Below are 26,259 nucleotides of genomic sequence, written 5' to 3'. Positions count from 1 at the left end.
GCTTTCGCCCATTGTCCAATATTCCCCACTGCTGCCTCCCGTAGGAGTCTGGACCGTGTCTCAGTTCCAGTGTGACTGATCATCCTCTCAGACCAGTTACGGATCGTCGCCTTGGTGAGCCATTACCTCACCAACTAGCTAATCCGACCTAGGCTCATCTGATAGCGCAAGGCCCGAAGGTCCCCTGCTTTCTCCCGTAGGACGTATGCGGTATTAGCGTCCGTTTCCGAACGTTATCCCCCACTACCAGGCAGATTCCTAGGCATTACTCACCCGTCCGCCGCTCGCCACCAGGTACAAGTACCCGTGCTGCCGCTCGACTTGCATGTGTTAGGCCTGCCGCCAGCGTTCAATCTGAGCCATGATCAAACTCTTCAGTTCAAACATCTAACTGGGTTTTGAGAAAACCCTAAACTTGGCTCAGCAATCGTTGGTTACATCTTTGATTTCTCGCGGAGTAACTTGGGTTGCTGATAATCTGTTGACTTCAGTCTGACACCACAAGCACCCACACGAATTGCTTGATTCAGTTGTTAAAGAGCGGGTGGTTAAGACCTTTCGTCTCAACCGAGGCGCGCATTCTACAGCGTCTCTTGTATCTGTCAAGCGGTTATTTTTAGAAGTTTTCAAAGTTTCCTTTGCAACTTCAACCACTTGCGCTTCGATCAACTCTTCAGTTGCTCTTCAGCGGGAGGCGAATTCTACAGCGTTACAACCGCGTGTCAAACTCTTTTTTCTCACCGCTGTCGATCACTGCAGACTCGACCTCCTCCCTCGCTGATTCTTCACTCCGAAGCCTTGCAACCTATTGATCTACAAGGCTTTTTCGTTTCCGTCTGCGCCGGAAGTCCGTTAATTTCAAAAACCTGCAATCCGCTCGGTGACCCCCAGTAAACGCGGGAGATCATTGTAAAGAACGATCTCCCTTCCTGAAAATTTACAGACTGGGGAACGCAAACTGCGACGCTTCATGGCTGGCACGTTGCGGCCAGCGCTGGGTAATCGCCTTGCGCCGCGTATAGAAGCGCACACCGTCCGGCCCATAAGCATGCAGGTCGCCAAACAGAGAACGCTTCCAGCCACCGAAGCTGTGATAGGCAACCGGCACGGGCAGCGGCACATTGACCCCGACCATCCCTACTTCAATCTCATCACAGAATAGCCGCGCCGCTTCGCCATCGCGGGTGAAGATACATGTGCCGTTACCGTACTCGTGATCATTGATGAGTTGCATGGCGTGCTCAAGACTATCCACGCGCACGATGCAGAGCACCGGCCCGAAGATCTCTTCTTTATAGATACGCATTTGCGGCGTTACGCGGTCAAACAGGCAGCCTCCCATGAAAAAGCCCTGCTCATGCCCGGCAATCTGCAGGTCCCGGCCGTCCACAACCAGAGTAGCGCCCGATTGCACGCCATCTTCTATATAGCCGCTGACCTTATCGCGATGCTGCCCGGTAACCAGCGGCCCCATGTCCAGGCCACAGGCAGTACCGGCACCAATCTTCAGGCTCTGAATTTGCGGAACGAGCCTGGCCACCAGCGCATCGGCAATCTGATCGCCCACGCAGACTGCTACAGAGATCGCCATGCATCGTTCACCACAGGATCCGTAGGCCGCGCCCATCAGGGCACTGACTGCGTTGTCCAGGTCCGCGTCCGGCATCAGCACGGCGTGATTCTTGGCCCCGCCCAACGCCTGAACCCGTTTGCCCCGTGCAGCGCCCTCCTTATAGATGTACTCGGCAATCGGCGTAGAGCCGACAAAGCTCAGTGCCTTGACCTCTGGCGCCTCGATCAGTGCATCGACGGCCACCTTGTCGCCATGCACCACATTCAGCACACCCTTCGGCAACCCGGCTTCATGCAGTAATTCGGCAATCAACAACGTGGAGCTCGGATCACGTTCGGACGGCTTCAGGATGAAGCAGTTGCCGCACGCGATCGCCAACGGGTACATCCACAACGGCTTCATGGCCGGGAAGTTGAACGGGGTGATACCCGCAACAATGCCCAGCGGCTGGAAGTCGGACCATGCATCGATGTTCGGCCCCACGTTGCGACTGTACTCACCCTTTAATATTTCCGGCGCTGCGCAGGCGTACTCCACGTTTTCGATCCCGCGCTTGAGCTCGCCAGCCGCATCCTCCAGCGTCTTGCCGTGCTCTTCACTGATCAACCGGGCAATGCGTGTTTCGTTCTGCTCCAGCAGTTGTTTGAAACGGAACATTACCTGGGCACGTTTGGCAGGCGGCGTGTTGCGCCAGGCCGGGAACGCAGATTTGGCGGAGTCGATGGCTTGCTGAACGGTTTCACGGCTGGCAAGCGCCACCTGGCGGATAACCTGCCCGGTCGACGGATTGAACACATCTGCCACGCGACCGTTGCCGGACACGAACTCGCCATGAATCAAGTGCTGAATGTTGCTCATGAAAACTCCAGAAAACGGCGTCAGGCGCGAATCTATTCACCCCTGACAGGAAAAAGTATCTGTGCGAGAAGACTGCCAGCGTGATCAATCAAGCTGGTTCAATACCTCGCCCACGGCGTCGAACATGCGATCGAGGTCTTGCGCCTTACTATTGAAGGTCGGGCCGAACTGCAGAGTGTCGCCGCCGAAGCGCACATAGAAACCTGCTTTCCACAGTTTCATGCCAGCCTCGAAAGGCCGCACGATTGCATCCCCGTCGCGGGGTGCAATCTGGATGGCCCCTGCCAGCCCGTAATTACGAATATCGACGACATTCTTCGCGCCCTTGATACCGTGCAACGCGCTTTCAAAATGCGGCGCAATGTCTGCAACCTGCTGCACCAGGTGTTCACGCTGCAACAGCTCCAACGCAGCCAACCCCGCCGCGCATGCCACCGGATGCGCCGAATAGGTGTAACCATGCGGAAACTCGACGGCATAGTCCGGCGTGGGCTGATTCATGAAGGTATGGTAGATCTCGCTGCTGGCGATAACAGCGCCCATCGGAATGGCGCCATTGGTGATCTGCTTGGCGATGCACATCAGGTCCGGAGTCACGCCGAAACTGTCGGCGCCGAACATCGAGCCAGTACGACCGAAGCCGGTAATGACTTCGTCGAAGATCAGCAGGATGTTGTGCTGATCGCAAATTTCGCGCAAACGCTTGAGGTAGCCTTGTGGCGGAACAATCACACCCGCCGAACCTGACATCGGCTCCACGATCACCGCCGCAATATTCGATGCATCGTGCAGTTCGATCAGTTTGAGCATCTCGTCGGCCAGCGCGATACCGCCGGCCTCGGGCATACCCCTGGAGAAAGCATTGCTGGCCAGCAAGGTGTGCGGCAGGTGATCGACGTCCATCAACTGACCGAACATTTTGCGATTACCATTGACGCCGCCCAGGCTGGTGCCGGCTACATTCACGCCATGATAACCACGCGCGCGGCCGATCATTTTGGTCTTGCTGGCCTGGCCTTTCAGCCGCCAGTAGGCGCGCACCATCTTCACCGCTGTGTCCGCACATTCGGAGCCAGAGTTGGTATAGAAGACGTGATTGAGATTGCCCGGCGTCAACTCGGTGATCTTTTCCGCCAGCTCGAATGACAGGGGGTGCCCGAACTGAAAGCCGGGTGAGTAATCCAGGATGCCCAGTTGCCGCGACACAGCGTCTTGAATTTCCTTGCGAGTATGCCCCGCGCCGCAGGTCCAGAGACCGGAAAGGCCATCGTAGATCTTGCGCCCCTTGTCGTCTGTCAGATAACTGCCGTGCGCGGCGACGATCATGCGTGGGTCGCTGTGGAAATTACGATTCGCGGTGTAAGGCATCCAGTGAGCATCGAGCTTCAGCTGGCTGGTGACTGGCACTTCTGACGATTCAAACATATTCATGGAGCGAGCCTCGCAGGCACGTAGACGAACAGTGATTGCAGCCAAGGTGCCACGGGACTAAAGTTGGTGAAACATGATTTTCACGATCTTTAGTTAGGCATTTACTAAACAATGAGCCTTCGCCGTTCCGATCCGTTGGCGCAAGTCAGTGATTTTGATATCCGCTTGCTGCGCCTCTTCAAGAGTGTGGTCGAAGCAGGCGGCTTTTCGGCTGCCGAAAGTGCGCTGGGTATTGGCCGGTCCGCCATCAGCCAACAGATGAGCGACCTGGAGCAGCGCCTCGGCCTGCGTTTGTGTCAGCGAGGGCGGGCCGGTTTTTCGCTTACCGATGAAGGCCGCGAGGTCTACCAATCATCGCTGCAGTTGCTCAGCGCACTGGAAAGCTTCAGGACCGAAGTCAACGGTCTGCATCAAAATTTGCGCGGTGAGTTGAACATCGGCCTGACCGACAACCTGGTCACCCTCCCCCACATGCGCATCACCCATGCACTGGCCAGGCTCAAGGAGCGCGGCCCAGGCGTGCATATCAATATCCGCATGGTTGCCCCCGCCGAAGTGGAACAGGGCGTTCTCGACGGCGGCCTGCATGTGGGTGTCGTTCCCCAGGCCAGCGCGTTGCGGGGGCTGGAATATCACGCGCTGTACAGCGAGCGCTCACTGCTTTACTGCGCAGTCGGTCACCCGCTTTTTTACGCCGACAATTCGACGCTGGATGACGATCGCCTTGCACAGCAGGAAGCGATCACTCCTACCTTCCGCCTGCCCCACGACATTCAGGATCATTACAAAGCGCTCACCTGCACGGCCAGCGCCTCCGACCGTGAGGGCATTGCGTTTCTTCTTCTGACCGGGCGCTACATCGGTTACCTGCCGGATCATTACGCCAACGCCTGGGTACAGGAAGGCAGGCTACGTGCGTTGAAACCTGACTCGAAGTTTTATGACCTCAACCTTGTCACGGTAACGCGCAAGGGCCGACGCCCTCATTTGGTGCTGGAAAGCTTTCTGGAAGCACTGGCTGCTACCCGATGACACATTTCTGCCAGACACCGGATTGATTCGTCTGAATCGCGGGCACCCGTAAAAACGCTATCAGGCTGATATATCTGGCAATACACCGACTTTCGCAACAATAACCTGAGTGGGTGGACAGCTTTTTGCAACATCAGGAAAAAGTGACACGCCAGCCAGTGGCATTTCCCATTCCGAGACCTCGCCATGCAGCCTGACACTCCTGAACGCGTTGAAGATTGTGACAATAACGACCTGATCTACGGCTTGAACGACCGACCAAAACCGCTGACCGCCCTATTGGCAGCGCTTCAGCATGTACTCGCCAGCTTCGTCGGCATCATCACACCGCCGTTGATTATCGGCTCGACACTGGGACTGACCGAATACCTGCCCTATCTGATCAGCATGGCCTTGATGGTGTCAGGCACTGGCACGTTCATTCAGGCACGTCGCCCGTTTGGTATTGGGGCCGGAATGATCTGCCTGCAAGGCACCAGTTTCGCTTTTCTGGGGGCCGTGCTTTCAGCAGGCTTTCTGGTCAAGCAGCGCGGTGGCAGCCCGGAGGACATCATGGCGATGATCTTCGGCGTGTGCTTTTTCGGCGCGTTGGTACAGATAATCCTGAGCCGTTGTATCGGCCAGCTACGCCGCGTGATAACGCCGCTGGTGACCGGCATCGTGATCACGCTGATTGGCGTTAGCCTGATAAAAGTCGGTGTGACCGATCTGGGGGGGGGCTTCAACGCACCGGATTTCGGTGCACCGCTGAATCTGGCGCTGGGTGTATTCGTACTGGCGGTGATCATCCTGCTCAACCGTTCGAATACCCCTTGGGTACGCTTGTCGGCGATCATCATCGGCCTGGCCATTGGCAGTCTTGCCGCCTGGTTCAGCGGCAAGCTGGTGCTCCAGCCTATTCATGACCTGCCGTTGATCAGCGTACCGTTGCCGTTCCGATTCGGTTTCAGCTTCGACTGGAGCGCTTTCCTGCCTATCGCGCTGATTTATCTGATCAGCAGCATCGAAACAGTCGGCGACCTCACCGCCAATTGCATGCTCGCACGACAACCGATCAGCGGCCCGGGTTACCTGGCGCGCCTCAAGGGCGGAGTGCTGGGCGATGGGGTGAGCTGCATGATTGCCGCTACGTTCAGCGCGTTCCCCAATACCACGTTCGCGCAGAACAACGGCGTGATCCAGTTGACCGGCGTCGCCAGCCGCTATGTCGGTTTGTACATCGGCGCGGTGCTTTTCATCCTTGGGCTGTTTCCGCACATTGGCGCCGTCGTCCAGCAGATCCCCAAGCCGGTATTGGGTGGCGCGACGCTGGTGATGTTCGGCAGCGTTGCGGCGGCAGGCGTGAGGATTCTGGCTCAGTCGCCACTGGACCGGCGCAGCATGCTGATCATTGCGACCTCGTTTGGCGTTGGTCTTGGCATCGCGGCGCAACCTTCGCTGCTGCATCAAATGCCGCAGTTGATTCAGAACCTGTTCGATTCGGCGATCACCAGTGGCGGCATCACTGCGATTGTCATGTGCTTGCTGATTCCAGAGGGTAAAGTCGCCGCAGTCCAATCCGACAAGGTGCCGGAACCCAAGCACCTCGAGCAGCCACTTTAACTTTCGACAATTGCACTTGCACCGGCGCTTGCGGGATAGCCGCCGGTGAGTTATCTGTTCACTCGTAGTGCCCCCATGACCTGTCCGGAATTGCTTATGACCCTCGAAGTCCCAGCACACAGCGCTCACGTCTCCAAGCCTGCCAGCCGAATTCGTCAGAAGAACGAGGACGCGATCATCCAGGCGGCCGAAGATGAATTTGCCCGTCATGGCTTCAAGGGCACCAGCATGAATGCCATCGCGCTGAAAGCCGGACTGCCAAAAGCCAATCTGCATTACTACTTCACGAACAAGCTCGGCCTTTATGTCGCGGTACTGAGCAACATCATCGAACTGTGGGACAGCACCTTCAACAACCTCAGCGTCGACGACGACCCCGCCGAAGCACTGGCCGGCTACATTCGCGCCAAGATGGAGTTCTCACGTCGTCAGCCCCAGGCCTCTCGCATCTTCGCGATGGAAATCATCAGCGGCGGTGAATGTATGACTGAATACTTCAATCAGGACTATCGCCTGTGGTTTCAGGGCCGGGCAGCGGTTTTTCAAGCCTGGATAGACGCGCAAAAGATGGACCCGGTCGACCCGGTCCACCTGATATTTCTCGTGTGGGGCAGCACCCAACATTACGCCGACTTCGCGACCCAGATCTGCCGTGTGACCGGCCGCAGCCGTTTGACACGCCAGGACATGACGCAAGCCAGCGATAATCTTATCCGGATCATCCTCAAAGGTTGTGGGCTGACACCGCCGGCCTTGTAGAATCCGCACCTTGCCGCCAGCAAGGACACCCGCATGCCCTATACCCTCCTCGGCCCTTGCGAGTTTCGTGAAGAAATCCGCAAGAGCCGCTTCATCACCCTCGCAGCGCCCATCGACAACCCTGCCGATGCCCAGGCGTTCATTGAGCAGCACAGCGACCTGAACGCGACCCACAATTGCTGGGCCTGGAAACTGGGCGCTCAGTACCGCAGCAATGACGACGGCGAGCCGGGCGGTACGGCAGGAAGACCGATTCTTGCAGCCATCGAGGCACAGGAATTCGATCAGGTGGTGGTGCTAGTGATTCGCTGGTACGGCGGCATCCAGCTGGGCACCGGGGGCTTGGCTCGTGCTTACGGCGGCGGCGCCAACAAGTGCTTGCAGCAGGCCGAGCGCCTGCCGCTGGTTCAGCGTTCGTCGTTTGCTCTGGAATGCAGCTTCAGTGAACTCGCGCTGGTCAAACTACGCCTCGCGGAGCTGAACGGCCTCGTGACCCATGAGGTTTTCACCGCCAACGGCGTGCAGATGGCAATTGCTGTCGGCCCGGAGCATCTCGACGTTTTGCAACAACAACTGGCTGATCTGAGCCGCGGCAGAATTCTCCTGCAGCCGTCTGTGGACAACTGAATGCTCGCATCCGCCTGGTTCTCGTAATTGCCCACATCTACTGTGCATCCGACTGTGGATAAGCTGAGCACAGTCCATCGCACGCCTTGTGGGCCGGGCGTTTCAGGCGAATGATCATTTTTTGAACAATTTACGTTCTCGCGCCTGAAAACAGCGAAAAAACAGCCGCTTAGCGCGCCTTAGCACCTTTGGGCGCTAGTCAGCGCAGCGTTATGCTGCGCCAGGCAGGTTGCGCACAGGAACTGTGGAGTAACCTGTGGATAACAGGTGCAAGATCTGCGCAATGGTTCATCGCACCGCCTCCAACGCTTGCTGTACATTTTCTGCTCAACTCAATGAGCCAAATTCGGACTTCGCTAACGCAGGTACGCCCCGATCTGGTGCCTGAACAGTCTGGTAAGTGCCAGCCAAAGTCGATAATTCATGGCTGACGCTCCTATTTGCCCCTATTCAGAGCGGCGCGTTTGAATCCTGACCCCTTGGCCAGGATTTTGCTTTATCCACAGGCGACCCTCTTTTTTGCCCAGAGCCCTTCATGTCAAACCATGCGATACCTGCGCGTCTGCAACTGCGCCACATCACTAAACGGTATCCCGGCTGCCTGGCCAACGATGCTATCGACCTGACCATTCAGCCCGGCGAGATTCACGCCTTGCTGGGTGAAAACGGCGCGGGCAAAAGCACGCTGATGAAGATCATTTATGGCGTCACTCAACCGGATGCAGGGTCGATCATCTGGCAAGGCAACGCGCAGGTCATGCGCAACCCGGCCCAGGCCAGAAGCCTGGGGATCGGCATGGTGTTCCAGCATTTCTCGCTGTTCGAGACCCTGAGCGTTGCGCAGAACATTGCGCTGGCGATGGGTGCTGCCGCCGGCACGCCAAAACAACTGGAACCGCGCATTCGTGAGGTCTCGCAACGCTATGGCATGGCCTTGGAACCGCAGCGTCTGGTTCACAGCCTGTCGATTGGTGAACGGCAAAAAGTCGAGATCATTCGCTGCCTTATGCAGGACATTCGCCTGTTGATTCTCGACGAACCTACCTCGGTGCTCACACCTCAGGAAGCCGAAGAGCTATTCGTCACCCTCAGACGCCTGGCCGAGGAAGGCTGCAGTATTTTGTTCATCAGTCACAAACTGGGCGAAGTCCGGGCGCTCTGCCACAGCGCAACGGTGCTGCGCAACGGCAGGGTCTCCGGGCACTGCGTCCCGGCTGAATGTTCGGACCTGGCATTGGCAAGGATGATGGTCGGTGATGCCGAGGGCTTGACCGCGCAGTACCAGAAGGTCAGCGGCGGCACTGCGTTTCTGCGGGTCGGCGGATTGTCATGGCACAACCCTGATCCTTTCGGTTGCTCATTGAAGAATCTCAGTATGGACGTGCGCAGCGGCGAAATCGTCGGTATCGCGGGTGTGGCAGGCAACGGTCAGGATGAATTGCTCGCGCTGTTGAGCGGCGAGCAGACGCTGCCTCACCCGCAGGCGGCAACCCTGCGCTTCGAAGACACGCCGGTCGGCCATTTGCGCCCTGAGGCGCGACGCAAGCGCGGCCTGGCATTTGTGCCTGCCGAACGGCTGGGACATGGCGCAGTGCCGGAGTTGAGTCTGGCCGATAACGCCCTGCTGACTGCCTTCCAGCAAGGCTTGGTAAGCAAGGGCCTTATTCAGCGCGGCAAGGTTCGCGCACTGGCCGATGACATCATTCGCCGCTTCGCGGTCAAGACGCCCGATGCTCAGGCTGCCGCGCGCAGCCTGTCGGGCGGCAATCTGCAGAAATTCATTCTCGGCCGGGAAATCCTGCAAAGCCCGAAACTGCTGATTGCCGCACACCCGACCTGGGGCGTGGATGTCGGCGCAGCAGCAGCCATTCACCGGGCGCTGATTGCCTTGCGTGATGCCGGCGCTGCGATTCTGGTGATTTCCGAAGACCTCGACGAACTGTTCCAGATCAGCGACCGACTTGCCGCGCTGAGCGGAGGTCAGCTTTCCGACCTGATCCCGACGCAACAAACCAGCGCCGTGCAGATCGGTGGATGGATGGCGGGACAGTTCGAACATTCTCAACCCCGGGCCCACATGCCTGGTTAACGGAGCAAAACATGCTGCTTTCTCTGGAACCGCGCGGTCAGGAATCACGCGCCATGCTGTGGTGCTCTCCGCTGCTCGCAGCCGTCCTGACACTGGTCTGTGGTTCGCTGTTGTTCATCGGCCTGGGACTCGACCCCTTGGTGACGCTGCACACCCTGCTGATCGCACCGGTCAGCGATCTGTATGGCCTGTCGGAACTGATGGTCAAGACGCTGCCGATTCTGCTTTGCGCGCTGGGGCTGGCAGTCGCCTACCAGGCCCGTATCTGGAACATCGGCGCTGAAGGCCAGTTGCTGCTCGGCGCGCTGGCGGGCAGTGCGGTAGCAGTGAATATCATCGAGATGGAAAGTCGCTGGGCGTTGGTGATGGTACTCCTGGCGGGAACCCTGGCAGGCGCGGCCTGGGCTGGCGTAACGGCGTGGCTGCGCACTCACTTCAATGCCAACGAAATCCTGACCAGCATCATGCTCAATTACATTGCGCTGAACTTGCTGCTGTACTTCGTACACGGGCCGCTCAAGGACCCGGCAGGCATGAACTTCCCGGAGTCCGCGACCTTCGGCGACGCCAGCCGGTTGCCGCTGCTGATGGACGAGGGTCGTGCGCACATCGGCGTGTATTTCGCCCTGCTGGCGCTGGTCGCGGTCTGGGTCCTGCTGCAGCGCAGCTTTGTCGGCTTCCAGATCAAAGTGCTGGGGCTGGATAAACGCGCAGCCGGGTTCGTCGGCTTTCGCGAGAAGCAACTGGTCTGGCTGGCGCTGTTGATCAGCGGTGGGCTGGCCGGGCTGGCGGGTGTTTCGGAGGTCACCGGCCCCATCGGCCAACTGGTGCCGCAGGTTTCCCCGGGGTATGGCTACGCCGCAATTACCGTGGCCTTTCTTGGCCGACTCAACCCCATCGGCATTCTGTTCTCCAGCCTGCTTATCGCCCTGCTCTACCTGGGCGGAGAAAACGCGCAGATGACCTTGAACCTGCCCCTCGCAATCACTCAGTTGTTTCAAGGGATGATGCTGTTCTTCCTGCTCGCCTGCGACGTGCTGATTCTTTACCGCCCCCGCTTGAAGCAACGCTGGGCCAAGCGCCAGATGACACCTGTCACAGGAGCCGCATGATGGATATCGACCTGCTGAGCAACATTTTCTACGCCATGGTCCGTTGCGGTACACCGTTGCTGCTGGTTGCGCTGGGCGAACTGATTTGCGAGAAAAGCGGCGTCATCAACCTGGGCCAGGAAGGCATGATGCTGTTCGGCGCGGTGACCGGTTTCATCGTCGCGCTGAGCACTGGCAATCTGTGGCTGGGCGTGTTGCTGGCAATGCTGGCGGGCATGCTGCTGTCCGCCTTGTTTGCCGTGGTCGCGCTGGTATTCAACGCCAATCAGGTGGCGACCGGGCTGGCGCTGACCATTTTTGGTGTCGGCCTTTCAAGCTTCGTCGGCGCGGCCTGGGTCGGCAAACCATTGAGTGGCTTCGAGCCGGTCGCGATTCCCTTCCTGAGCGATATCCCGCTGATCGGCCGCATGCTGTTTGCCCAGGATTTGCTCGTCTATCTGTCTTTTGCGCTGTTTGCGCTGGTGGCATGGGCGCTGCTGAAAAGCCGCGTCGGGCTGATCATCCAGGCGGTCGGCGAAAACCCGGACGCCGCCAGCGCAATGGGGCTGCCGGTGTTGCGGGTGCGCACCTTGGCGGTCCTGTTCGGCGGCGCAATGGCTGGTCTGGCAGGGGCTTACCTGTCGCTGGCATACACGCCAATGTGGGCAGAAAACATGAGTGCCGGACGTGGCTGGATCGCCCTGGCCCTGGTGGTTTTCGCCAGCTGGCGTGTCTGGCGCCTGCTGCTTGGCGCCTACCTGTTCGGCCTCGCCAGCATCCTGCACCTGGTGGCGCAAGGCATCGGCCTGGCCATCCCGTCCAACCTTCTGGCGATGCTGCCTTACGTGGCAACCATCGTCGTCCTGGTCCTGCTCTCCCGCGATGCGCTGCGCACCCGGCTCTATGCGCCGGTGTCACTGGGGCAGCCGTGGCGAGCGGGGCATTGATGGGGTTCAACTGCAAGCTTTGACTACCGTGCGACGCTCCGCGTCCGATCCTGGCGGTGCGGTGCGGCGCAGATCTGTGACACAGAGCGTCAAACAACGCATTCCCACGCGGAGCGTGAGGAACGAGATGTCCGAGCGTCCAGATCATTCCCCCTGAACGTTTTAGGCTGACAGAGATTCCAACACTTCATAGGCAGGAGTACGCTGCAAGGTCGAACTTTCGAGAGGTCTTGCTGGCGCTGCCATGGAGTCTATCTCTCAATCTGCCAAGGAGTCATTCATGACCACTACCCAAAAAACCGCTCTTGTCATCGGCGCCTCGCGAGGCCTGGGGCTCGGGCTGGTTGAGCGGTTGACCGAACAGGGCTGGAAAGTCACCGCCACCGTTCGTGATCCGCAAAACGCCGAAAACCTGAAAAAAGTCGCGGGCGTCCGCATCGAAGCCGTAGACCTCGACGAAATCGCGTCGCTTGAAGTGCTGGTCCAGAAGCTGCGAGGCGAGGTGTTCGACGTGCTGTTCGTCAATGCAGGGATCACAGGCGCGGAACATCAAAGCGCAGCGAAGTCGACCGCAGCTGAACTTGGGCAACTGTTTCTGACCAATGCGGTTGCGCCTATTCGTCTGGCCGAGCGTTTCGTCGATCAGATCCGTCCTGAAACGGGTGTGCTTGCGTTCATGAGTTCATGGCTGGGCAGCGTGAAGTGCCCGGATGGCGCGAACCTGGCGTTGTACAAGGCCAGCAAGGCGGCGCTCAACTCAATGACTAACACCTTTGTCACCGAGCTGGGCGAAAACCGCCCTACTGTGCTGTCGATGCATCCGGGTTGGGTCAAGACTGACATGGGCGGTGAAAACGCTGCCATCGATGTGCTGACCAGCACCACCGGGCTGGTCGAGCAGCTCAATGCGTATGCGGGCAAAGGTGGTCATCACTTCGTCGATTATCAGGGCAATACCATTGCCTGGTGATCAACAGGTGTTGATCAGCAATCAATCCCGCCGATAGACTCGCCGACCTTGCCGGGGGCTGTATGCCTCTGGCAACCCTGGATCAGCAGACAGGGCAACACTGAGCTGGCTAACCCTGAACCCTTTTCAGAGGAGCCGGCCCATGCCCGCGACCCGTATCTGGTTGAAAAACCCACTCGCCGTATTCACCGCCAATGATCTGGACGCCCGTGGCGGCCTCGTCATCGAGGGTGGTGTCATCACTGAAATGCTGGCCGCCGGGCAGCAGCCCTCAAGGCCCTGCGCGCAAACTTTCGATGCCCGCGAACATGTGCTGCTGCCGGGGCTGATCAACACCCATCATCATTTCTATCAAACCCTGACGCGCGCCTGGGCGCCGGTGGTCAATCAGCCATTGTTCCCATGGCTCAAGACTCTGTATCCGGTGTGGGCGCGCCTGACGCCTGAAAAGCTGGCCGTCGCCAGCAAGGTTGCTCTGGCAGAGCTGCTGCTGTCGGGTTGCACCACGGCTGCCGACCATCACTATCTGTTCCCCGACGGGCTGGAGCACGCCATTGATGTGCAGGTGCAGAGCGTGCGTGAGCTGGGCATGCGCGCGATGCTGACACGCGGTTCGATGAGCCTGGGCGAAGCGGAAGGTGGTTTGCCGCCCCAGCAGACGGTGCAGCAGGGCGAAGTGATTCTGGCCGACAGCCAGCGCTTGATCGAAACCTGGCACGAACGTGGCGACGGCGCGCAGATCCAGATAGCCCTGGCGCCCTGCTCGCCCTTCTCGGTAACACCACAGATCATGGCTGAAAGCGCCGCGATGGCCGAGAAGCTCGATGTGCGGCTGCACACCCATCTGGCCGAAACCCTTGATGAGGAAGACTTCTGCCTGCAACGCTTCGGCCTGCGCACCGTGGACTATCTGGACAGCGTCGGCTGGCTCGGCCCGCGTACCTGGCTGGCCCACGGCATCCACTTCAACCCTGCTGAAATCTCTCGCCTGGGCGCAGCAGGCACCGGCGTCTGTCACTGCCCCAGCTCGAACATGCGCCTGGCTTCCGGTATTTGCCCGACACTGGAGCTGATTGCTGCAGGCGCGCCGTTGGGGCTTGGCGTCGATGGTTCAGCGTCCAACGATGCGTCAAACATGATGCTCGAAGCCCGCCAGGCGCTTTATCTGCAACGCCTGCGCTACGGCGCCGAGAAAATCACCCCGCAACTCGTCCTCGGTTGGGCAACCAAGGGCTCGGCGCAGTTACTGGGACGCGCCGATATCGGTGAGCTGGCAGTGGGCAAACAGGCCGATCTGGCCCTGTTCAAGCTGGACGAACTGCGCTTTTCCGGTAGCCACGATCCGCTGTCGGCACTGCTGTTGTGCGGCGCGGATCGTGCGGATCGGGTAATGGTCGCAGGTCAGTGGCGGGTGATCGATGGCCAGATTGAAGGGCTGGACATCAGTCAACTGATTGCCGATCACCGCCAGGCAGCGCGGGAGCTGATTCAGGGCTGAGCATACGGAACCAACTCTACCTATTGTGCCTATGCTCCGCGTGGGCACGATAGGTAATGAGCCCTAAAGCCCCAGACACGACAGCATGATGAATGTCGCAAACAGCACGAAGTGAGTCATGCCTTCGATGGCGTTGGTTTCGCCGTCGTTCAGGTTGATGGCGGACACCAACAGGGTGATGAAGATCATCACAGTCTGCACCGGCGTCATTGCCATCTGGAACGGCTGGCCGCTGTAAAGCGCCATCGCCTCCATGACCGGAACGGTCAGGATCACCGTGGACAGCGAGGCGCCCAAAGCAATGTTGACCACTGACTGCATGCGGTTGGCCAGGGCCGCACGCAAAGCGGTCAGGATCTCAGGGGCAGCGGAAATGGCGGCGACCAGAATCGCAGTCATGACCGGCGGCGCGCCCGTACCTTCCAGACCGAGGTCAACAGTCTTGGACATGACTTCCGCCAATGCGCCGATCACCACAACGCCCGTCACCAGGGTGGCGATGGAGCGGGTCAGGTTGACCGACTCATGCTCCTCGGCCTGACCCTGACGCTTTTTCTTTTCCGGGTAGCTGTAGCTGAAGAAGTAGCTGTGCGGCCCGACCTGCATGCGCAGGAACAGGGTATAAAGCAGAACCATCGCGCCGATGGTGAACGCCGAGTAGATCTTCCAGTCGCCCTCGGGAATGAACTCGGGCACCACCATCGAGACGCCCATCGCAGTGAGGATCATCACGCTGTAAGTGCGCGCCGAGTCATCGTTATATGACTGCTCGCCATGCTTGATGCCGCCCATGAGGGCCGCCAGGCCGAGAATGCCGTTGATGTCGAGCATCACAGCCGAGTAGATCGTGTCGCGCACCAGCGTCGGCGATGGCTCGTTGCTCATCATGATCGCCAGAATCACCACTTCGACAAGCACCGCCGACAGGGTGAGGATCATCGTGCCATAGGGATCACCGACTTTTTCAGCAAGCATCTCTGCGTGGTGCGCAACGCGCATCGAGGCGCAGACGATAAACCCTACCAGTGCCAGACCGGACACCAGCGCGACGACCTGGCCGTTGCCCAGCAGCACGTGCTCCAGCGGATAGGCCACGAACGTGGCGATGATCGCCAGCAGCAGAAACTTTTCTTGCTTGAGCAATGCGCCCATTTTTTATACCCCGAACCTTGCGACATCGCCGCGGATGTACATGAAGGTGGCCAACAGTGAAGCGTCTGAGAGTAGCTTGTGTGACAAAAGGTTTCATAAAATAGCCAGAATGCGAACTGCACTCATGCGTAAATGACTTTTGATCCCGCCGCCACGATGTGAAATAGTGCCCGCCATTTTCTTCGTGGCCTTTATGGCGCGCCCGTTTTCACGATTCTGCTTCTGCTAGAAAGGACATACGCCATGCGTGCTTTTCGACTTCCGCATCTGGTGGCTTGCGGCCTGCTGACCCTGATGGCGAGCGCCACCCAGGCAGCGCCTATCGACATCGATGACGGCCAGCACAAGGTCCATCTGCCAGACACCCCGCAACGCGTGGTAGTGCTGGAGTTTTCGTTTCTCGACGGGCTGGCTTCGGTCGGCGTGACGCCCGTCGGTGCTGCAGACGATGGCGATGCCAATCGGGTGCTGCCCCGCGTGCGCAAAGCTGTGGGCGAATGGCAGTCGGTAGGCCTGCGCTCGCAACCCAATATCGAGGTGATCGCGCGGCTCAAGCCTGACCTGATCATTGCCGACCTTGGCCGTCATCAGGCGCTGTACAACGACCTTGCGAGCATCGCGCCGACATTGATGTTGCCGTCGCGTGGCGAGGATTATCAGGGCAGCCTGCAATCCGCCGAACTGATCGGCAAGGCGCTGGGCAAAGGTCCGCAGATGCAGACACGCATCGCGGAAAACAAACAGCATCTGAAAACCGTCGCCGAGCAGATTCCGGCCAATACCAAGGTGTTGTTCGGCGTTGCCCGCGAAGACAGCTTCTCCGTTCACGGCCCGCACTCCTATGCAGGCAGCGTGCTGCAAGCCATCGGTTTGCAGGTGCCGGAAGTGCGCAAGAACGCTGCGCCCACCGAGTTCGTCAACCTGGAACAGCTGTTGGCGCTGGACCCTGCCTGGTTGCTGGTCGGGCATTATCGTCGTCCGAGCATTGTCGACAGCTGGAGCAAGCAACCGCTGTGGCAGGTACTTGGCGCAGTTCGTAATAAACAGGTGGCCGAAGTCGACGGCGACAGCTGGGCGCGCAACCGCGGGATCATGGCCTCCGAGCAGATCGCCGACGATGCGCTTGCCGTGCTCAAGGGCGGCAAGGCCGTGCTGAACCCTTAAATGCGCCGTTGGCTAATGGCAGGCGTGATCACCGCGACCTGCCTGGGACTTTTCTGGGTGTCGCTGTTCGCGCTGTCGTCCTTCAGCATCCGCCAGGTCGACGCGTGGAACGGCCTGTTCACCCAGGGTCGCGAAGGCGGCAACATTGCCTACATCGTCGCCCAACTGCGAGTACCGCGTGCGCTGTGCGCTGCGCTGGTCGGCGCCTGCCTGGGCGTCGCCGGCGCCTTGATGCAGGGCATTACCCGAAACAGTCTGGCCTCGCCGTCACTGTTCGGCGTCACCGCAGGTGCTGCCTTGGGGCTCGCGCTGTTTTCCACCGGGCTAATTGCCCTGCCGTTTCCCGGTGGCGCATTGCTGATGACCTGTCTCGGCGGTGCGCTGGCATGGATTACCGTGTTCAGCCTTGGTGGCGCGTGGTCGCCTGCCACCTCCCAAGGGCGACTGGTGCTGGCAGGCGTCGCCGTCGCAGCACTCTGCGCAGCACTGACCCGCCTCACTGTGATTCTTGTCGAGGTCCAGGCGCAGAGCGTGCTCAACTGGTTGGCAGGCTCGCTGGCCAACGTCGGAGCAGAACAACTGCAACTGCTCTGGCCCTGCACGCTGATCGGTCTGGTACTGGCAATTGCCTGTGCGCCGCGCCTGAACCTGATCAACCTCGGCGAAGACGCCGCCCGCTCGCTCGGTGTGCGCATCGGCGCCTTGCGCCTGCTGGTGTTCGTGGTCAGCCTGCTGCTGGTCGGCGCCAGCGTGTGCGCAGTCGGCCCCATCGGCTTTGTCGGTCTGATTGCACCCAACATCGCCCGGCAATGGCTGGGCAATGACTACCGTTGGCTGATCCCGGTCAGTGCCGGGCTGGGCGCGGCCATCGTGCTGGCGTCCGACCTGATCAGCCGCGCGGTGGCGTTCCCCGTCGAAACCCCGGCGGGCGTGGTGACTGCGTTGATCGGCGCGCCGTTCTTTCTGTTTCTGGCGAGGCGCGCACTGTGAACCAGCCTCGCTCAGGACTCTTGTTACTGATCATGCTGCTGGCGCTGGCCCTGTTGTTGAGCCTCAGCGCCGGCACCGCCTGGCTGACGCCCGGCGCGGTACTCGACCATCTGATCGCTCACGACAGCAAAGACTTCGAGGTCTGGAATCATCGCCTGCCGCGCGGCCTGATCGCGGTCATGACCGGTTGCGCATTCGGCCTGGCAGGCGCCATCGTTCAGGGTGTGATTCGCAACCCGCTGGCCTCGCCGGAAATACTTGGCGTGACCCAGGGTGCAGGGCTGGCGCTGACCATCGCGATCATCGGTTTGCCGCAGTTGCCGGTGGCCGCACTGCCGTTCGTGGCCTGCCTGGGCGGCGCCGCAGGGGCACTGCTGTTGGCGTTGTATAACACCGGCGTGCAGTTTTCCGGCGTGCGTTTCGCGCTGTCGGGTGTGGCGATTGCGGTCACACTGTCGAGCATCACCGAATTCATGATTCTCGCTAATCCACTGGACATCAACACGGCGCTGCTGGCGCTGACCGGCAGTTTGTGGAGCCGCAACTGGCACCACGTCCTGTTGGCCACGCCGCTTCTGCTGCTGATACCGCTGAGCCTTCTGCTGGCCAAGCCGCTAAACCTGATCGGGCTTGGCGATGAAGCGGCGCAAAGCCTGGGGGCCAGCCTCAAACGGACTCGCTGGCTGGCAATGGGCAGCGCGGTGCTGCTGACCAGTCTGGGCGTGGGCATCATCGGCCCGGTGAGTTTTGTCGGGCTGGTCGCCCCGCACATGGCTCGGCGTCTGGTCGGCGGGCATCATCAATACCTGCTGCCCGCATCGATGGTGCTGGGCGCGTTGTTGCTGGTGCTGGCCGATACGCTAGGCCGCACCCTGATCGCCCCCAGTGAAATCCCGGCGGGGATTCTGACAGCCGTGATCGGCGCTCCGTATTTCCTCTGGCTGCTGTCCCGATTCAAAGGTTGATCCCATGAGCATTCTGAAGGCGCAGCACCTCGACATCGGCTACGGCACAGCACGCATCGTGCAGGACCTGTCGTTCAGCCCGCCAGCAGGACAGGTCACGGCGCTGATCGGCCCCAACGGCTGCGGCAAGTCCACTCTGCTCAAGGCTTTTGCGCGCATTCTCACACCGCAATCGGGCACGTTGAGCCTGGACGGCAAGGACTACAGTCAGTTATCTGCCAGAGAGCTGGCCTGCAAGGTGGCGTTTCTGCCGCAAGTGCTGCCGATTCCGGAAGGCGTCAGCGTGCGCCAACTGGTCGCTTACGGGCGCAGCCCGCACAACAGCTTGTGGGGGCGCCTGAGCGGTGCCGATCAGCACAGCGTCGATCAAGCGATGCAGCGCATGGAGCTTGATACGCTGGCCGAGCGTCCGCTGTCGGATCTTTCCGGCGGGCAACGCCAGCGGGCGTGGCTGGCGATGATTCTGGCGCAGGACGCCGCCATCGTCCTGCTCGATGAGCCGACCACTTATCTGGACATCAGCCATCAGGTCGAGCTGCTCGATTTGATGCGCGAACTGAGCGCCGAAGGCAAAACCGTGATTACCGTGCTTCACGACATCAACCAGGCCTGCCGTTACGCCGACCACTTGGCAGTCATGCAGGGTGGGCGTCTGATGACCTGCGGCGCGCCGGGCGAGGTGTTGACTGCCGAGCTGGTCTGCCAGGTGTTCGACGTGCAGGTGCAGATCATGCGCGAACCGGTGGCCGGCACGCCGATGTGCATTGTCGAGCGCAGCACCCGCTGCACCAGTTGACGGCGCTGGCGCTCGATTCTGCACCGTAGCGCTGCACTTCGTACGGTACACAAGTCTGTTTTTGATTCTGGCCGAAGGCCGTGAGAGCGTCGCGCGGTCCGCTCCCACGCTCCTTGCAGAATCAAAGACGCGCTGGCGACATAGTTGTCCTGTTGGTCAGTTATTTGCATTGTCGGGAGTATGCACTCCAACAAGACCGCAAGGAGCTAGACCCGATGCACCTGACCAACCCACGTCGTCCTCTGAAAAAACTGCTGTGCGCCATGGCCGCTGTCGTCGGCATCGGCTCCAGCCTGCTCGCATCGGCCGCCGATCCGCTGAAAGTCGGATTCGTCTACATCGGCCCTATCGGCGACCACGGCTGGACCTATCAGCACGAACAGGGCCGCTTGGCGATGGTCAAGGCGCTGGGCGACAAGGTCAGCAGCAGTTACGTGGAGAACGTGCCGGAAGGTGCCGACGCCGAGCGGGTGATTCGCAACATGGCCAAGGGCGGCTATGACCTGATCTTCAGTACTTCCTTCGGTTACATGAACCCGACCCTGAAAGTCGCCAAGCAATTCCCGAAAGTGAAATTCGAGCATGCAACCGGTTACAAGCAGGACAAGAACATGGGCACTTACCTGGCCCGTACTTATGAAGGCCGCTACGTCAGCGGTTACATCGCAGCGAAAATGACCAAGACCAAGAAGATCGGCTACGTCGCCTCATTCCCGATCCCTGAAGTGCTGCGTGACATCGACGCCATCCAGCTGGCGCTGAACAAATACAACCCGGGCACTGAAATCAAAGTGGTCTGGGTCAACTCCTTGTTCGATCCGGGCAAGGAAGCGGACGCCGCCAACGCCCTGATCGATCAGGGCGTCGACGTAGTCTTCCAGCACACCGACAGCCCGGCACCGATCCAGACGGCCGAGCGCCGTGGCGTCTACGCGGTAGGTTACGCCTCGGACATGGCGCATTTCGGGCCAAAGGCAGTGCTGACTTCCATCGTCAACAATTGGGGCCCGCATTACACCCAGGCCGCCGAGGGCGCCATCGCCGGCACCTGGAAACCGCAGGACTACTGGGGCGGCCTGAAAGAAGGTACCGTCGAATTGCCGATCAGCGACGTCGTGCCGGCTGACGTTAAGGCCGAGGCGCAGAAGATCATCGCCAGCATCGAAAGCGGCGAATTCCACCCGTTCACTGGCCCGATCAAGGACCAGAACGGCACGATCAAGATTGCCGATGGCGTCGTTGCGACCAACGCCGAGCTGGCATCGATGAACTATTACGTGGAAGGGATCAAGGCCGAACTTCCCAAGTAACGCTGTTTTGCCTGCCTGCCTCGGCGGGCACGTCCCTCTCTGTTGAACACCACCGAACGCTCAGGAACGGTTAATGGACCAGCTTCCCGTCATCGACATCAGCCCGCTTTACGGCGCGGACGCCCAAGCCTGGCAGGCTGTCGCCACACAGATCGACAGCGCTTGCCGTGAATGGGGCTTTTTCTATATCAAAGGCCACCCGATCAGCGCCGAACGCATCGAACAGGTACAGGCCGCCGCCAAGGACTTCTTCGCCAGGGATGCAGCCGAAAAGCTCAGGATCGATATCACCCAAAGCACTCACCATCGTGGCTACGGCGCGATTGCCACCGAGCAGTTGGACCCCGGCCTGCCGAGCGACCTGAAAGAAACCTTCGACATGGGCCTGCATATGGAGGCCAGCCATTCCGATGTACTGGCCGGCAAACCGTTGCGCGGCCCCAATCGGCACCCGGACATTCCCGGCTGGGCCAGCCTGATGGAGCAGCATTACCTGGACATGCAGGCGCTGGCGCAAACCCTGCTGCGCGCCATGACACTGGCTCTGGGCATCGAGCACGACTTTTTCGATCAGCGCTTCAAGGACCCGGTCAGCGTGCTGCGCATGATTCATTACCCGCCACGGCACACCGCGACGTCAGCCGAGCAACAAGGCGCGGGAGCGCACACCGATTACGGCTGTATCACCTTGCTGTACCAGGACACGGCGGGCGGTCTGCAGGTTCGCGACGTAAGCGGCGAATGGATCGACGCACCGCCTGTCGACGGCACCTTCGTGGTCAACCTCGGTGACATGATGGCGCGCTGGAGCAATGATCGTTATCTGTCCACGCCCCACCGGGTCATCAGCCCATTGGGTGTCGATCGCTATTCGATGCCGTTCTTTGCCGAACCGCATCCGGACACGCGCATCGAGTGCCTGCCTGGCTGTCAGAGCGAAACTCATCCGGCCCGCTACCCTGTAACGACGTGTGCCGAATTTCTGCTTTCACGCTTCGCCGATACTTACGCCTATCGTCGCGAACAAGAGCCAAGTTGAACGTTCGGTCAGGTTTTACCCTGCGCAGCGGCATGCATCTGTAGAATGCCCGCCATCTGCACCTGATGAGAAAAGAATATGTACGACTGGTTGAACGCCCTGCCCAAGGCAGAACTGCACTTGCACCTCGAAGGCTCGCTGGAACCCGAGCTGCTGTTCGCCCTGGCCGAGCGCAACAAGATTGCCCTGCCGTGGAATGACGTAGATGCGCTGCGCAAGGCTTACGCCTTCAACAATCTGCAGGAATTCCTCGACCTGTACTATCGCGGCGCAGACGTGCTGCGCACCGAGCAGGACTTTTACGACCTGACCTGGGCCTACCTGCAGCGCTGCAAGGAACAGAACGTCATCCACACCGAACCATTCTTCGATCCGCAAACCCACACCGACCGTGGCATTGCGTTTGAAGTGGTGCTGGCCGGGATTACCGGTGCGCTGAAAGACGGCAAGTCGAAGCTGGGTGTCGACAGCGGTTTGATCCTGAGCTTCCTGCGTCATCTGTCCGAAGACGAAGCCGAAAAGACCCTCGACCAGGCGCTGCCGTTCCGCGATGCGTTCGTCGCCGTGGGCCTCGACAGCTCTGAAATGGGCCACCCGCCGAGCAAGTTCCAGCGCGTGTTTGACCGCGCCCGCAACGAAGGCTTCCTGACCGTGGCCCATGCCGGGGAAGAAGGGCCGCCGGAGTACATCTGGGAAGCACTGGACCTGCTGAAAATCCAGCGTATCGACCACGGCGTTCGCGCCATCGAAGACGAGCGGCTGATGCAGCGCATCATCGACGAACAGATCCCGCTGACCGTCTGCCCGCTCTCCAACACCAAGCTCTGCGTGTTCGACGACATGGCTCGGCACAACATCCTCGACATGCTCGAGCGCGGCGTGAAAGTCACGGTGAACTCCGACGACCCGGCCTACTTCGGCGGCTACGTGACCGAGAACTTCCATGCGCTGTATACGCACCTGGGCATGACTCAGGACCAGGCCACCCGCCTGGCACAAAACAGCCTGGATGCCCGCCTGGTCAAGCCCTGAAACGCTCTACTCCCGGAAACAGCGCGGAGCATCAATCCTGCACTTGTCGTTCCTCACGCTCCAGCGCAGGAACGCAGGTCTGGACGCTCTGCGTTCGGTATTGAGGCATGCCCTCTTAGGCCGCTGCAGCTATCTTGCTGATTTCCCGCTGCCCGCTGGACGAGACCTGCAACGTGCTGGACTCCTCAGTGGTACGTAGCCAGCCCATCTGAATGAACAACTGCAACAACCCCGCCCCCAGCGCGCCCCCCAGGTGCGCGCTGTGGTCGCTCAGTTTCGGGCAGGCACACACTGTTTCGCGTTTGCGCTGTGCCAGCGCAGGTATGTAGATGCCGCGCTCGGCAAAGCTGGCCACGCCCTTGCTCGTCACTTCGATACGCTTCTCCTGCTGCTCTATCCAGCCGGCCCCCAGCAACCGCTGATAAAGCTCGGCAGCCATTTCACCGCCCAGGTGATCGGAGCAGATTCTTGCGCGCCGCAGTGGCAAGGGAGGCATGGGCTGGGCAAAACGCCGACTGATCTGCACGGCGCTGGCCTGCGACGCACAGGCCAGCGCTTCCACGGCAGCACCGACTTCCGGCGCGGCCAGACGGAAAAACCGCTTTCGCCCCCGGGCTTCCTGCTTCAACAGACCGCCATTGGCCAGACGCGCCAGATGCGCCCCCGCCGAAGACGTAGAGAGCCCCGCCAGAATCGCCAGCTCATCGGCGGAACGAGCCGTACCGTCCATCAACGCCCAGATCATTGCGCTGCGCTTGGGGTCGGCCAGCAATGTTGCAATCTGGCTGATGCGCGGACCATATTCCATGTGTTCACTCCCTGTTGAAACATTCATCTGTCTCGGTGACTTAATGACTGTAATCACGCGCTGATAAAGTTGAACGCGTCTTTGACCTGAAATGACAAGTATAAACTCTATGGCCTGCGCCCCCGGCGGGTGAAAAACTGCTGGTGCGCACTGTGGTCGCGCGAACACCCGCAAAACCGCCTGAAGCTGGAGTGTCACGCCGGATTGGGCGGCTACTAGCCATTACACAGAAACCGCTCTAATCAAGGGCTTTCAGCGCACCCCTGAAAAAGTAACGGAAAACACAAGCGCCATGCCTATGACAAAAATGCCAAAACCCCTCAACAACAGTCGGCTTCAAGTTAGTACCTGAAGCAGAACTTTGCAGATTTGAATTGCATTTAAATACTCTATTTTCCGAAGTGTCCGTAGGCTATTTCCCTGTCACACGTAGCCATTAAAACAAACCAACAGGCGACGGGCCTACAGCATGTTGCTTACAGCGAGACCTGAGCATATCCAGCAGCAGATTGACCGGTTTGCTGAGTTGCGCACGGTGCGCGCACAACAAGTTCAGCGGGGCGCGCTCTCCGGTCAGGTCGGGCATGAGCACTTTCAGGCGGCCGGCTCTGACGTCTGCAGCAACGTCCAGCCAGGACTTGTACGCGACTCCCTCGCCCGCCACGGCCCAGCGGCGTACCACGTCGGCATCGTCGCTGAAGCGATTACCGCTGACCGTCAGACTGATTTCACGCTTGCCGTCATTCAGCGTCCAGCGGTCATGCACGCGATCACCCAACATGAACAGCAGACAATTGTGCTGCGCCAACTGTTCGATTTGATGAGGCTCACCGTGGCGTTCCAGATAACCCGGAGCGGCACACAGCACCCGCCGGTTGTCAGGCAGAACCGGCAGCGCCACCAGGCTGGAGTCCTCGGGTTCGCCGTAACGCAGCGCGACATCGACAGGCTGGCGAAATAGATCAGCTATGCGATCACCCAGCAACAGCCGGACGGTCAGTTGCGGATGCTGCTGCTGAAAGTCATCCAGCCAGGGCAAGAGCACGTTACGACCCAGGTCCGAGGGGGCAGAGAGTTGCAGCACGCCCTCGCAGCGATCCTGACTGCTGGCCAACAATCTGCGTCCTTCTTCAAGGCTACCCAGCGCCGCACGGGCATATTCCAGAAACCCCTCGCCCTCTGCGGTAAGCCTGAGGCTGCGGGTAGAGCGCGCCAGCAGACGCGCGCCCAACTGCCGTTCAATGCGCTTGAGCGCCGCACTCGCCACCGCCGCAGACATGTCCATCACTCGCGCAGCAGCAGAAAGGCTGCCCAGGTCCGCTGCACGCACGAACAACTGCAAGTCATCAAAACGCAGCATCAAAGCCTCGCATTATCAAAATAAAGTTGAAACAGACTGCAGTTTTAACGGGTTTTATCTTTACTGGAAATAGCCAATGATCTCTCCATCATTTTCCGAGGAGGCCCCGTGATGAAAGCCATTGCCTACTACCATTCGTTGCCGATCAGCGACACCCAAGCATTGCAGGACATCGAGCTGCCAGAACCGGTCGCGGGCGCACGCGATCTGCTGGTCGAGGTCAAGGCAATATCGGTCAACCCGGTGGACACCAAAATTCGCCAGAACGTCCAGCCGGAAGACGGTGCGGCCAAGGTCTTGGGCTGGGACGTGGCAGGCGTGGTGAAAGCCGTTGGCAGCCAGGTCACCCTGTTCAAGCCAGGTGATAACGTTTTTTACGCGGGTTCCCTGACCCGACCAGGCGCCAACAGTGAACTGCACGTTGTCGATGAGCGCATCGTCGGCCATATGCCCAAGACCCTGAGCTTTGCTCATGCAGCAGCGCTGCCTTTGACTGCCATCACTGCCTGGGAGCTGCTGTTCGAGCGCCTGGAAATTGCTCAGCAGAAAGGCGAAGGCCCGCACAGCCTGCTGATCGTCGGCGCGGCGGGTGGTGTGGGTTCGATCCTGACCCAGTTGGCGCGGCAGTTGACCTCACTCAAGGTCATCGGCACCGCTTCGCGCCCCGAGACCGAACGCTGGGTTCGCGAGCTGGGCGCACATGAAGTGCTGGACCATAGCAAGCCATTGAGCGAAGAACTCAAACGTGTCGGCCTGAACCAGGTGACCCACGTGGCCAGCCTGACCCAGACCGAACAGCATCTGGATCAACTGGTCGAGGCGCTCAAGCCGCAGGGCAAACTGGCCCTGATCGATGACCCAAAAACGCTGGATGTCTCGAAACTCAAGCGCAAGAGCCTTTCGTTGCATTGGGAGTTCATGTACACCCGCTCGATGTTTGAAACCGAGGACATGATCGAACAGCACAACCTGCTCAACCGGGTGGCCGAGCTGATCGACGCTGGCACACTGAAAACCACGTTCGGTGAACATTTCGGCAGCATCAACGCCGAAAACCTGCGCCGCGCTCATGCCCTGCTGGAAAGCGGCACTGCCAAAGGCAAGGTAGTGCTTGAAGGGTTCTGAGGCACGCCAGAACGCGGGAGTCAGTCGCACAACGACCGGCT

General features: G+C 59.8%; 22 protein-coding genes and 1 rRNA gene (1 of these 23 running past the window's edge). 17 read left to right on the top strand and 6 right to left on the bottom strand.

All coding sequences use genetic code 11. From position 1 onward, the window contains the following. The 3 genes from I9H09_RS04110 to aptA all read right to left on the bottom strand — a co-directional run. Nucleotides 1-381 (bottom strand): 16S ribosomal RNA (locus I9H09_RS04110) (it extends 1,158 nt beyond the left edge of the window). 556 nt (nt 382-937) lie between these two features. Next, nucleotides 938-2,431, bottom strand: coding sequence for a CoA-acylating methylmalonate-semialdehyde dehydrogenase (locus I9H09_RS04105; protein WP_236502306.1), 1,494 nt, complete (start codon nt 2,429-2,431; stop codon nt 938-940). Between the two features lie 84 nt (nt 2,432-2,515). Then, the gene (aptA, locus tag I9H09_RS04100) at nt 2,516-3,862 is read right to left on the bottom strand and encodes an omega-aminotransferase AptA (protein ID WP_122350168.1); all 1,347 of its coding nucleotides are present in this window, start codon (nt 3,860-3,862) and stop codon (nt 2,516-2,518) included. 111 nt (nt 3,863-3,973) lie between these two features. Here aptA and I9H09_RS04095 point away from each other — a divergent pair, with 111 nt between their 5' ends. The 9 genes from I9H09_RS04095 (at nt 3,974) to I9H09_RS04055 (ending at nt 14,477) form a co-directional block, all read left to right on the top strand. Continuing rightward, on the top strand, nt 3,974-4,894 hold the full coding sequence (locus tag I9H09_RS04095; protein ID WP_005887345.1) for a LysR family transcriptional regulator: 921 nt from the start codon (nt 3,974-3,976) through the stop codon (nt 4,892-4,894). A gap of 186 nt (nt 4,895-5,080) precedes the next feature. Next, nucleotides 5,081-6,496: a uracil-xanthine permease family protein gene (locus tag I9H09_RS04090; RefSeq protein ID WP_053480424.1), complete on the top strand. Its 1,416-nt coding sequence runs from the start codon at nt 5,081-5,083 to the stop codon at nt 6,494-6,496. Between the two features lie 96 nt (nt 6,497-6,592). After that, nucleotides 6,593-7,255: a TetR/AcrR family transcriptional regulator gene (locus I9H09_RS04085; RefSeq protein WP_005887343.1), complete on the top strand. Its 663-nt coding sequence runs from the start codon at nt 6,593-6,595 to the stop codon at nt 7,253-7,255. Nucleotides 7,256-7,288: 33 nt separating this feature from the next. Further along, nucleotides 7,289-7,882 (top strand): IMPACT family protein, encoded by a 594-nt coding sequence (locus I9H09_RS04080; RefSeq protein ID WP_005887342.1) that lies wholly within the window; start codon nt 7,289-7,291, stop codon nt 7,880-7,882. Between the two features lie 535 nt (nt 7,883-8,417). Further along, nucleotides 8,418-9,971, top strand: a complete 1,554-nt coding sequence (locus tag I9H09_RS04075; RefSeq protein ID WP_122346723.1) for an ABC transporter ATP-binding protein — start codon at nt 8,418-8,420, stop codon at nt 9,969-9,971. An 11-nt stretch (nt 9,972-9,982) separates the two neighbouring features. Next, nucleotides 9,983-11,083, top strand: coding sequence for an ABC transporter permease (locus I9H09_RS04070; protein ID WP_005887338.1), 1,101 nt, complete (start codon nt 9,983-9,985; stop codon nt 11,081-11,083). Further along, nucleotides 11,083-12,009, top strand: coding sequence for an ABC transporter permease (locus I9H09_RS04065; protein ID WP_005887336.1), 927 nt, complete (start codon nt 11,083-11,085; stop codon nt 12,007-12,009). Before I9H09_RS04070 ends, I9H09_RS04065 begins: the two co-directional genes overlap by 1 nt. 280 nt (nt 12,010-12,289) lie before the next feature. Continuing rightward, nucleotides 12,290-12,979 (top strand): SDR family oxidoreductase, encoded by a 690-nt coding sequence (locus I9H09_RS04060; RefSeq protein WP_005887333.1) that lies wholly within the window; start codon nt 12,290-12,292, stop codon nt 12,977-12,979. 142 nt (nt 12,980-13,121) lie between these two features. Continuing rightward, on the top strand, nt 13,122-14,477 hold the full coding sequence (locus tag I9H09_RS04055; RefSeq protein WP_236502307.1) for an 8-oxoguanine deaminase: 1,356 nt from the start codon (nt 13,122-13,124) through the stop codon (nt 14,475-14,477). A 63-nt stretch (nt 14,478-14,540) separates the two neighbouring features. Here the strand turns inward: I9H09_RS04055 and I9H09_RS04050 are convergent, their stop codons facing one another. After that, nucleotides 14,541-15,629, bottom strand: a complete 1,089-nt coding sequence (locus I9H09_RS04050; protein WP_005887329.1) for a calcium:cation antiporter — start codon at nt 15,627-15,629, stop codon at nt 14,541-14,543. A gap of 243 nt (nt 15,630-15,872) precedes the next feature. On the opposite strand from I9H09_RS04050, the gene I9H09_RS04045 reads away from it, so the two are divergent. From I9H09_RS04045 to I9H09_RS04015, 7 genes are all read left to right on the top strand, one after another. Further along, complete coding sequence (locus I9H09_RS04045; protein ID WP_122325279.1) at nt 15,873-16,793, top strand: Fe(3+) dicitrate ABC transporter substrate-binding protein FecB; 921 nt, start codon at nt 15,873-15,875, stop codon at nt 16,791-16,793. After that, nucleotides 16,794-17,783, top strand: a complete 990-nt coding sequence (gene fecC, locus I9H09_RS04040) for an iron-dicitrate ABC transporter permease FecC (RefSeq protein ID WP_042931977.1) — start codon at nt 16,794-16,796, stop codon at nt 17,781-17,783. It abuts the gene before it with no gap. Continuing rightward, nucleotides 17,780-18,748 (top strand): FecCD family ABC transporter permease, encoded by a 969-nt coding sequence (locus I9H09_RS04035; RefSeq protein WP_122312285.1) that lies wholly within the window; start codon nt 17,780-17,782, stop codon nt 18,746-18,748. The genes fecC and I9H09_RS04035 overlap by 4 nt, the downstream gene beginning before the upstream one ends. 4 nt (nt 18,749-18,752) lie before the next feature. Then, a complete protein-coding gene (gene fecE / locus I9H09_RS04030) occupies nt 18,753-19,544 on the top strand; it encodes a Fe(3+) dicitrate ABC transporter ATP-binding protein FecE (protein WP_122346734.1) in 792 nt (263 codons plus the stop codon). A gap of 215 nt (nt 19,545-19,759) precedes the next feature. Then, on the top strand, nt 19,760-20,854 hold the full coding sequence (locus I9H09_RS04025) for a BMP family ABC transporter substrate-binding protein (RefSeq protein ID WP_236502308.1): 1,095 nt from the start codon (nt 19,760-19,762) through the stop codon (nt 20,852-20,854). 73 nt (nt 20,855-20,927) lie between these two features. Continuing rightward, nucleotides 20,928-21,893, top strand: coding sequence for a 2-oxoglutarate and iron-dependent oxygenase domain-containing protein (locus I9H09_RS04020; protein ID WP_122312283.1), 966 nt, complete (start codon nt 20,928-20,930; stop codon nt 21,891-21,893). A gap of 78 nt (nt 21,894-21,971) precedes the next feature. After that, the gene (locus I9H09_RS04015; protein WP_005887318.1) at nt 21,972-22,925 is read left to right on the top strand and encodes an adenosine deaminase; all 954 of its coding nucleotides are present in this window, start codon (nt 21,972-21,974) and stop codon (nt 22,923-22,925) included. A gap of 115 nt (nt 22,926-23,040) precedes the next feature. On the opposite strand, the gene I9H09_RS04010 is transcribed toward I9H09_RS04015, so the two are convergent. Together I9H09_RS04010 and I9H09_RS04005 are read right to left on the bottom strand one after the other, a co-directional pair. Then, on the bottom strand, nt 23,041-23,733 hold the full coding sequence (locus tag I9H09_RS04010) for an ArsR/SmtB family transcription factor (RefSeq protein ID WP_005887316.1): 693 nt from the start codon (nt 23,731-23,733) through the stop codon (nt 23,041-23,043). Between the two features lie 436 nt (nt 23,734-24,169). Next, on the bottom strand, nt 24,170-25,093 hold the full coding sequence (locus tag I9H09_RS04005; RefSeq protein WP_024670279.1) for a LysR family transcriptional regulator: 924 nt from the start codon (nt 25,091-25,093) through the stop codon (nt 24,170-24,172). A gap of 111 nt (nt 25,094-25,204) precedes the next feature. Between I9H09_RS04005 and I9H09_RS04000 the strand changes: the two genes are divergently transcribed. Next, nucleotides 25,205-26,218, top strand: a complete 1,014-nt coding sequence (locus tag I9H09_RS04000) for a zinc-binding alcohol dehydrogenase family protein (RefSeq protein WP_122312282.1) — start codon at nt 25,205-25,207, stop codon at nt 26,216-26,218. The last annotated feature ends 41 nt before the right edge of the window (nt 26,219-26,259 follow it).

The sequence above is a fragment of the Pseudomonas tremae genome (genome assembly GCF_023278125.1).
Lineage (GTDB): Bacteria > Pseudomonadota > Gammaproteobacteria > Pseudomonadales > Pseudomonadaceae > Aquipseudomonas > Aquipseudomonas tremae.
Note: the sequence above shows the minus strand (reverse complement) of the source record. Positions and strands in the feature narration are given on the sequence as shown.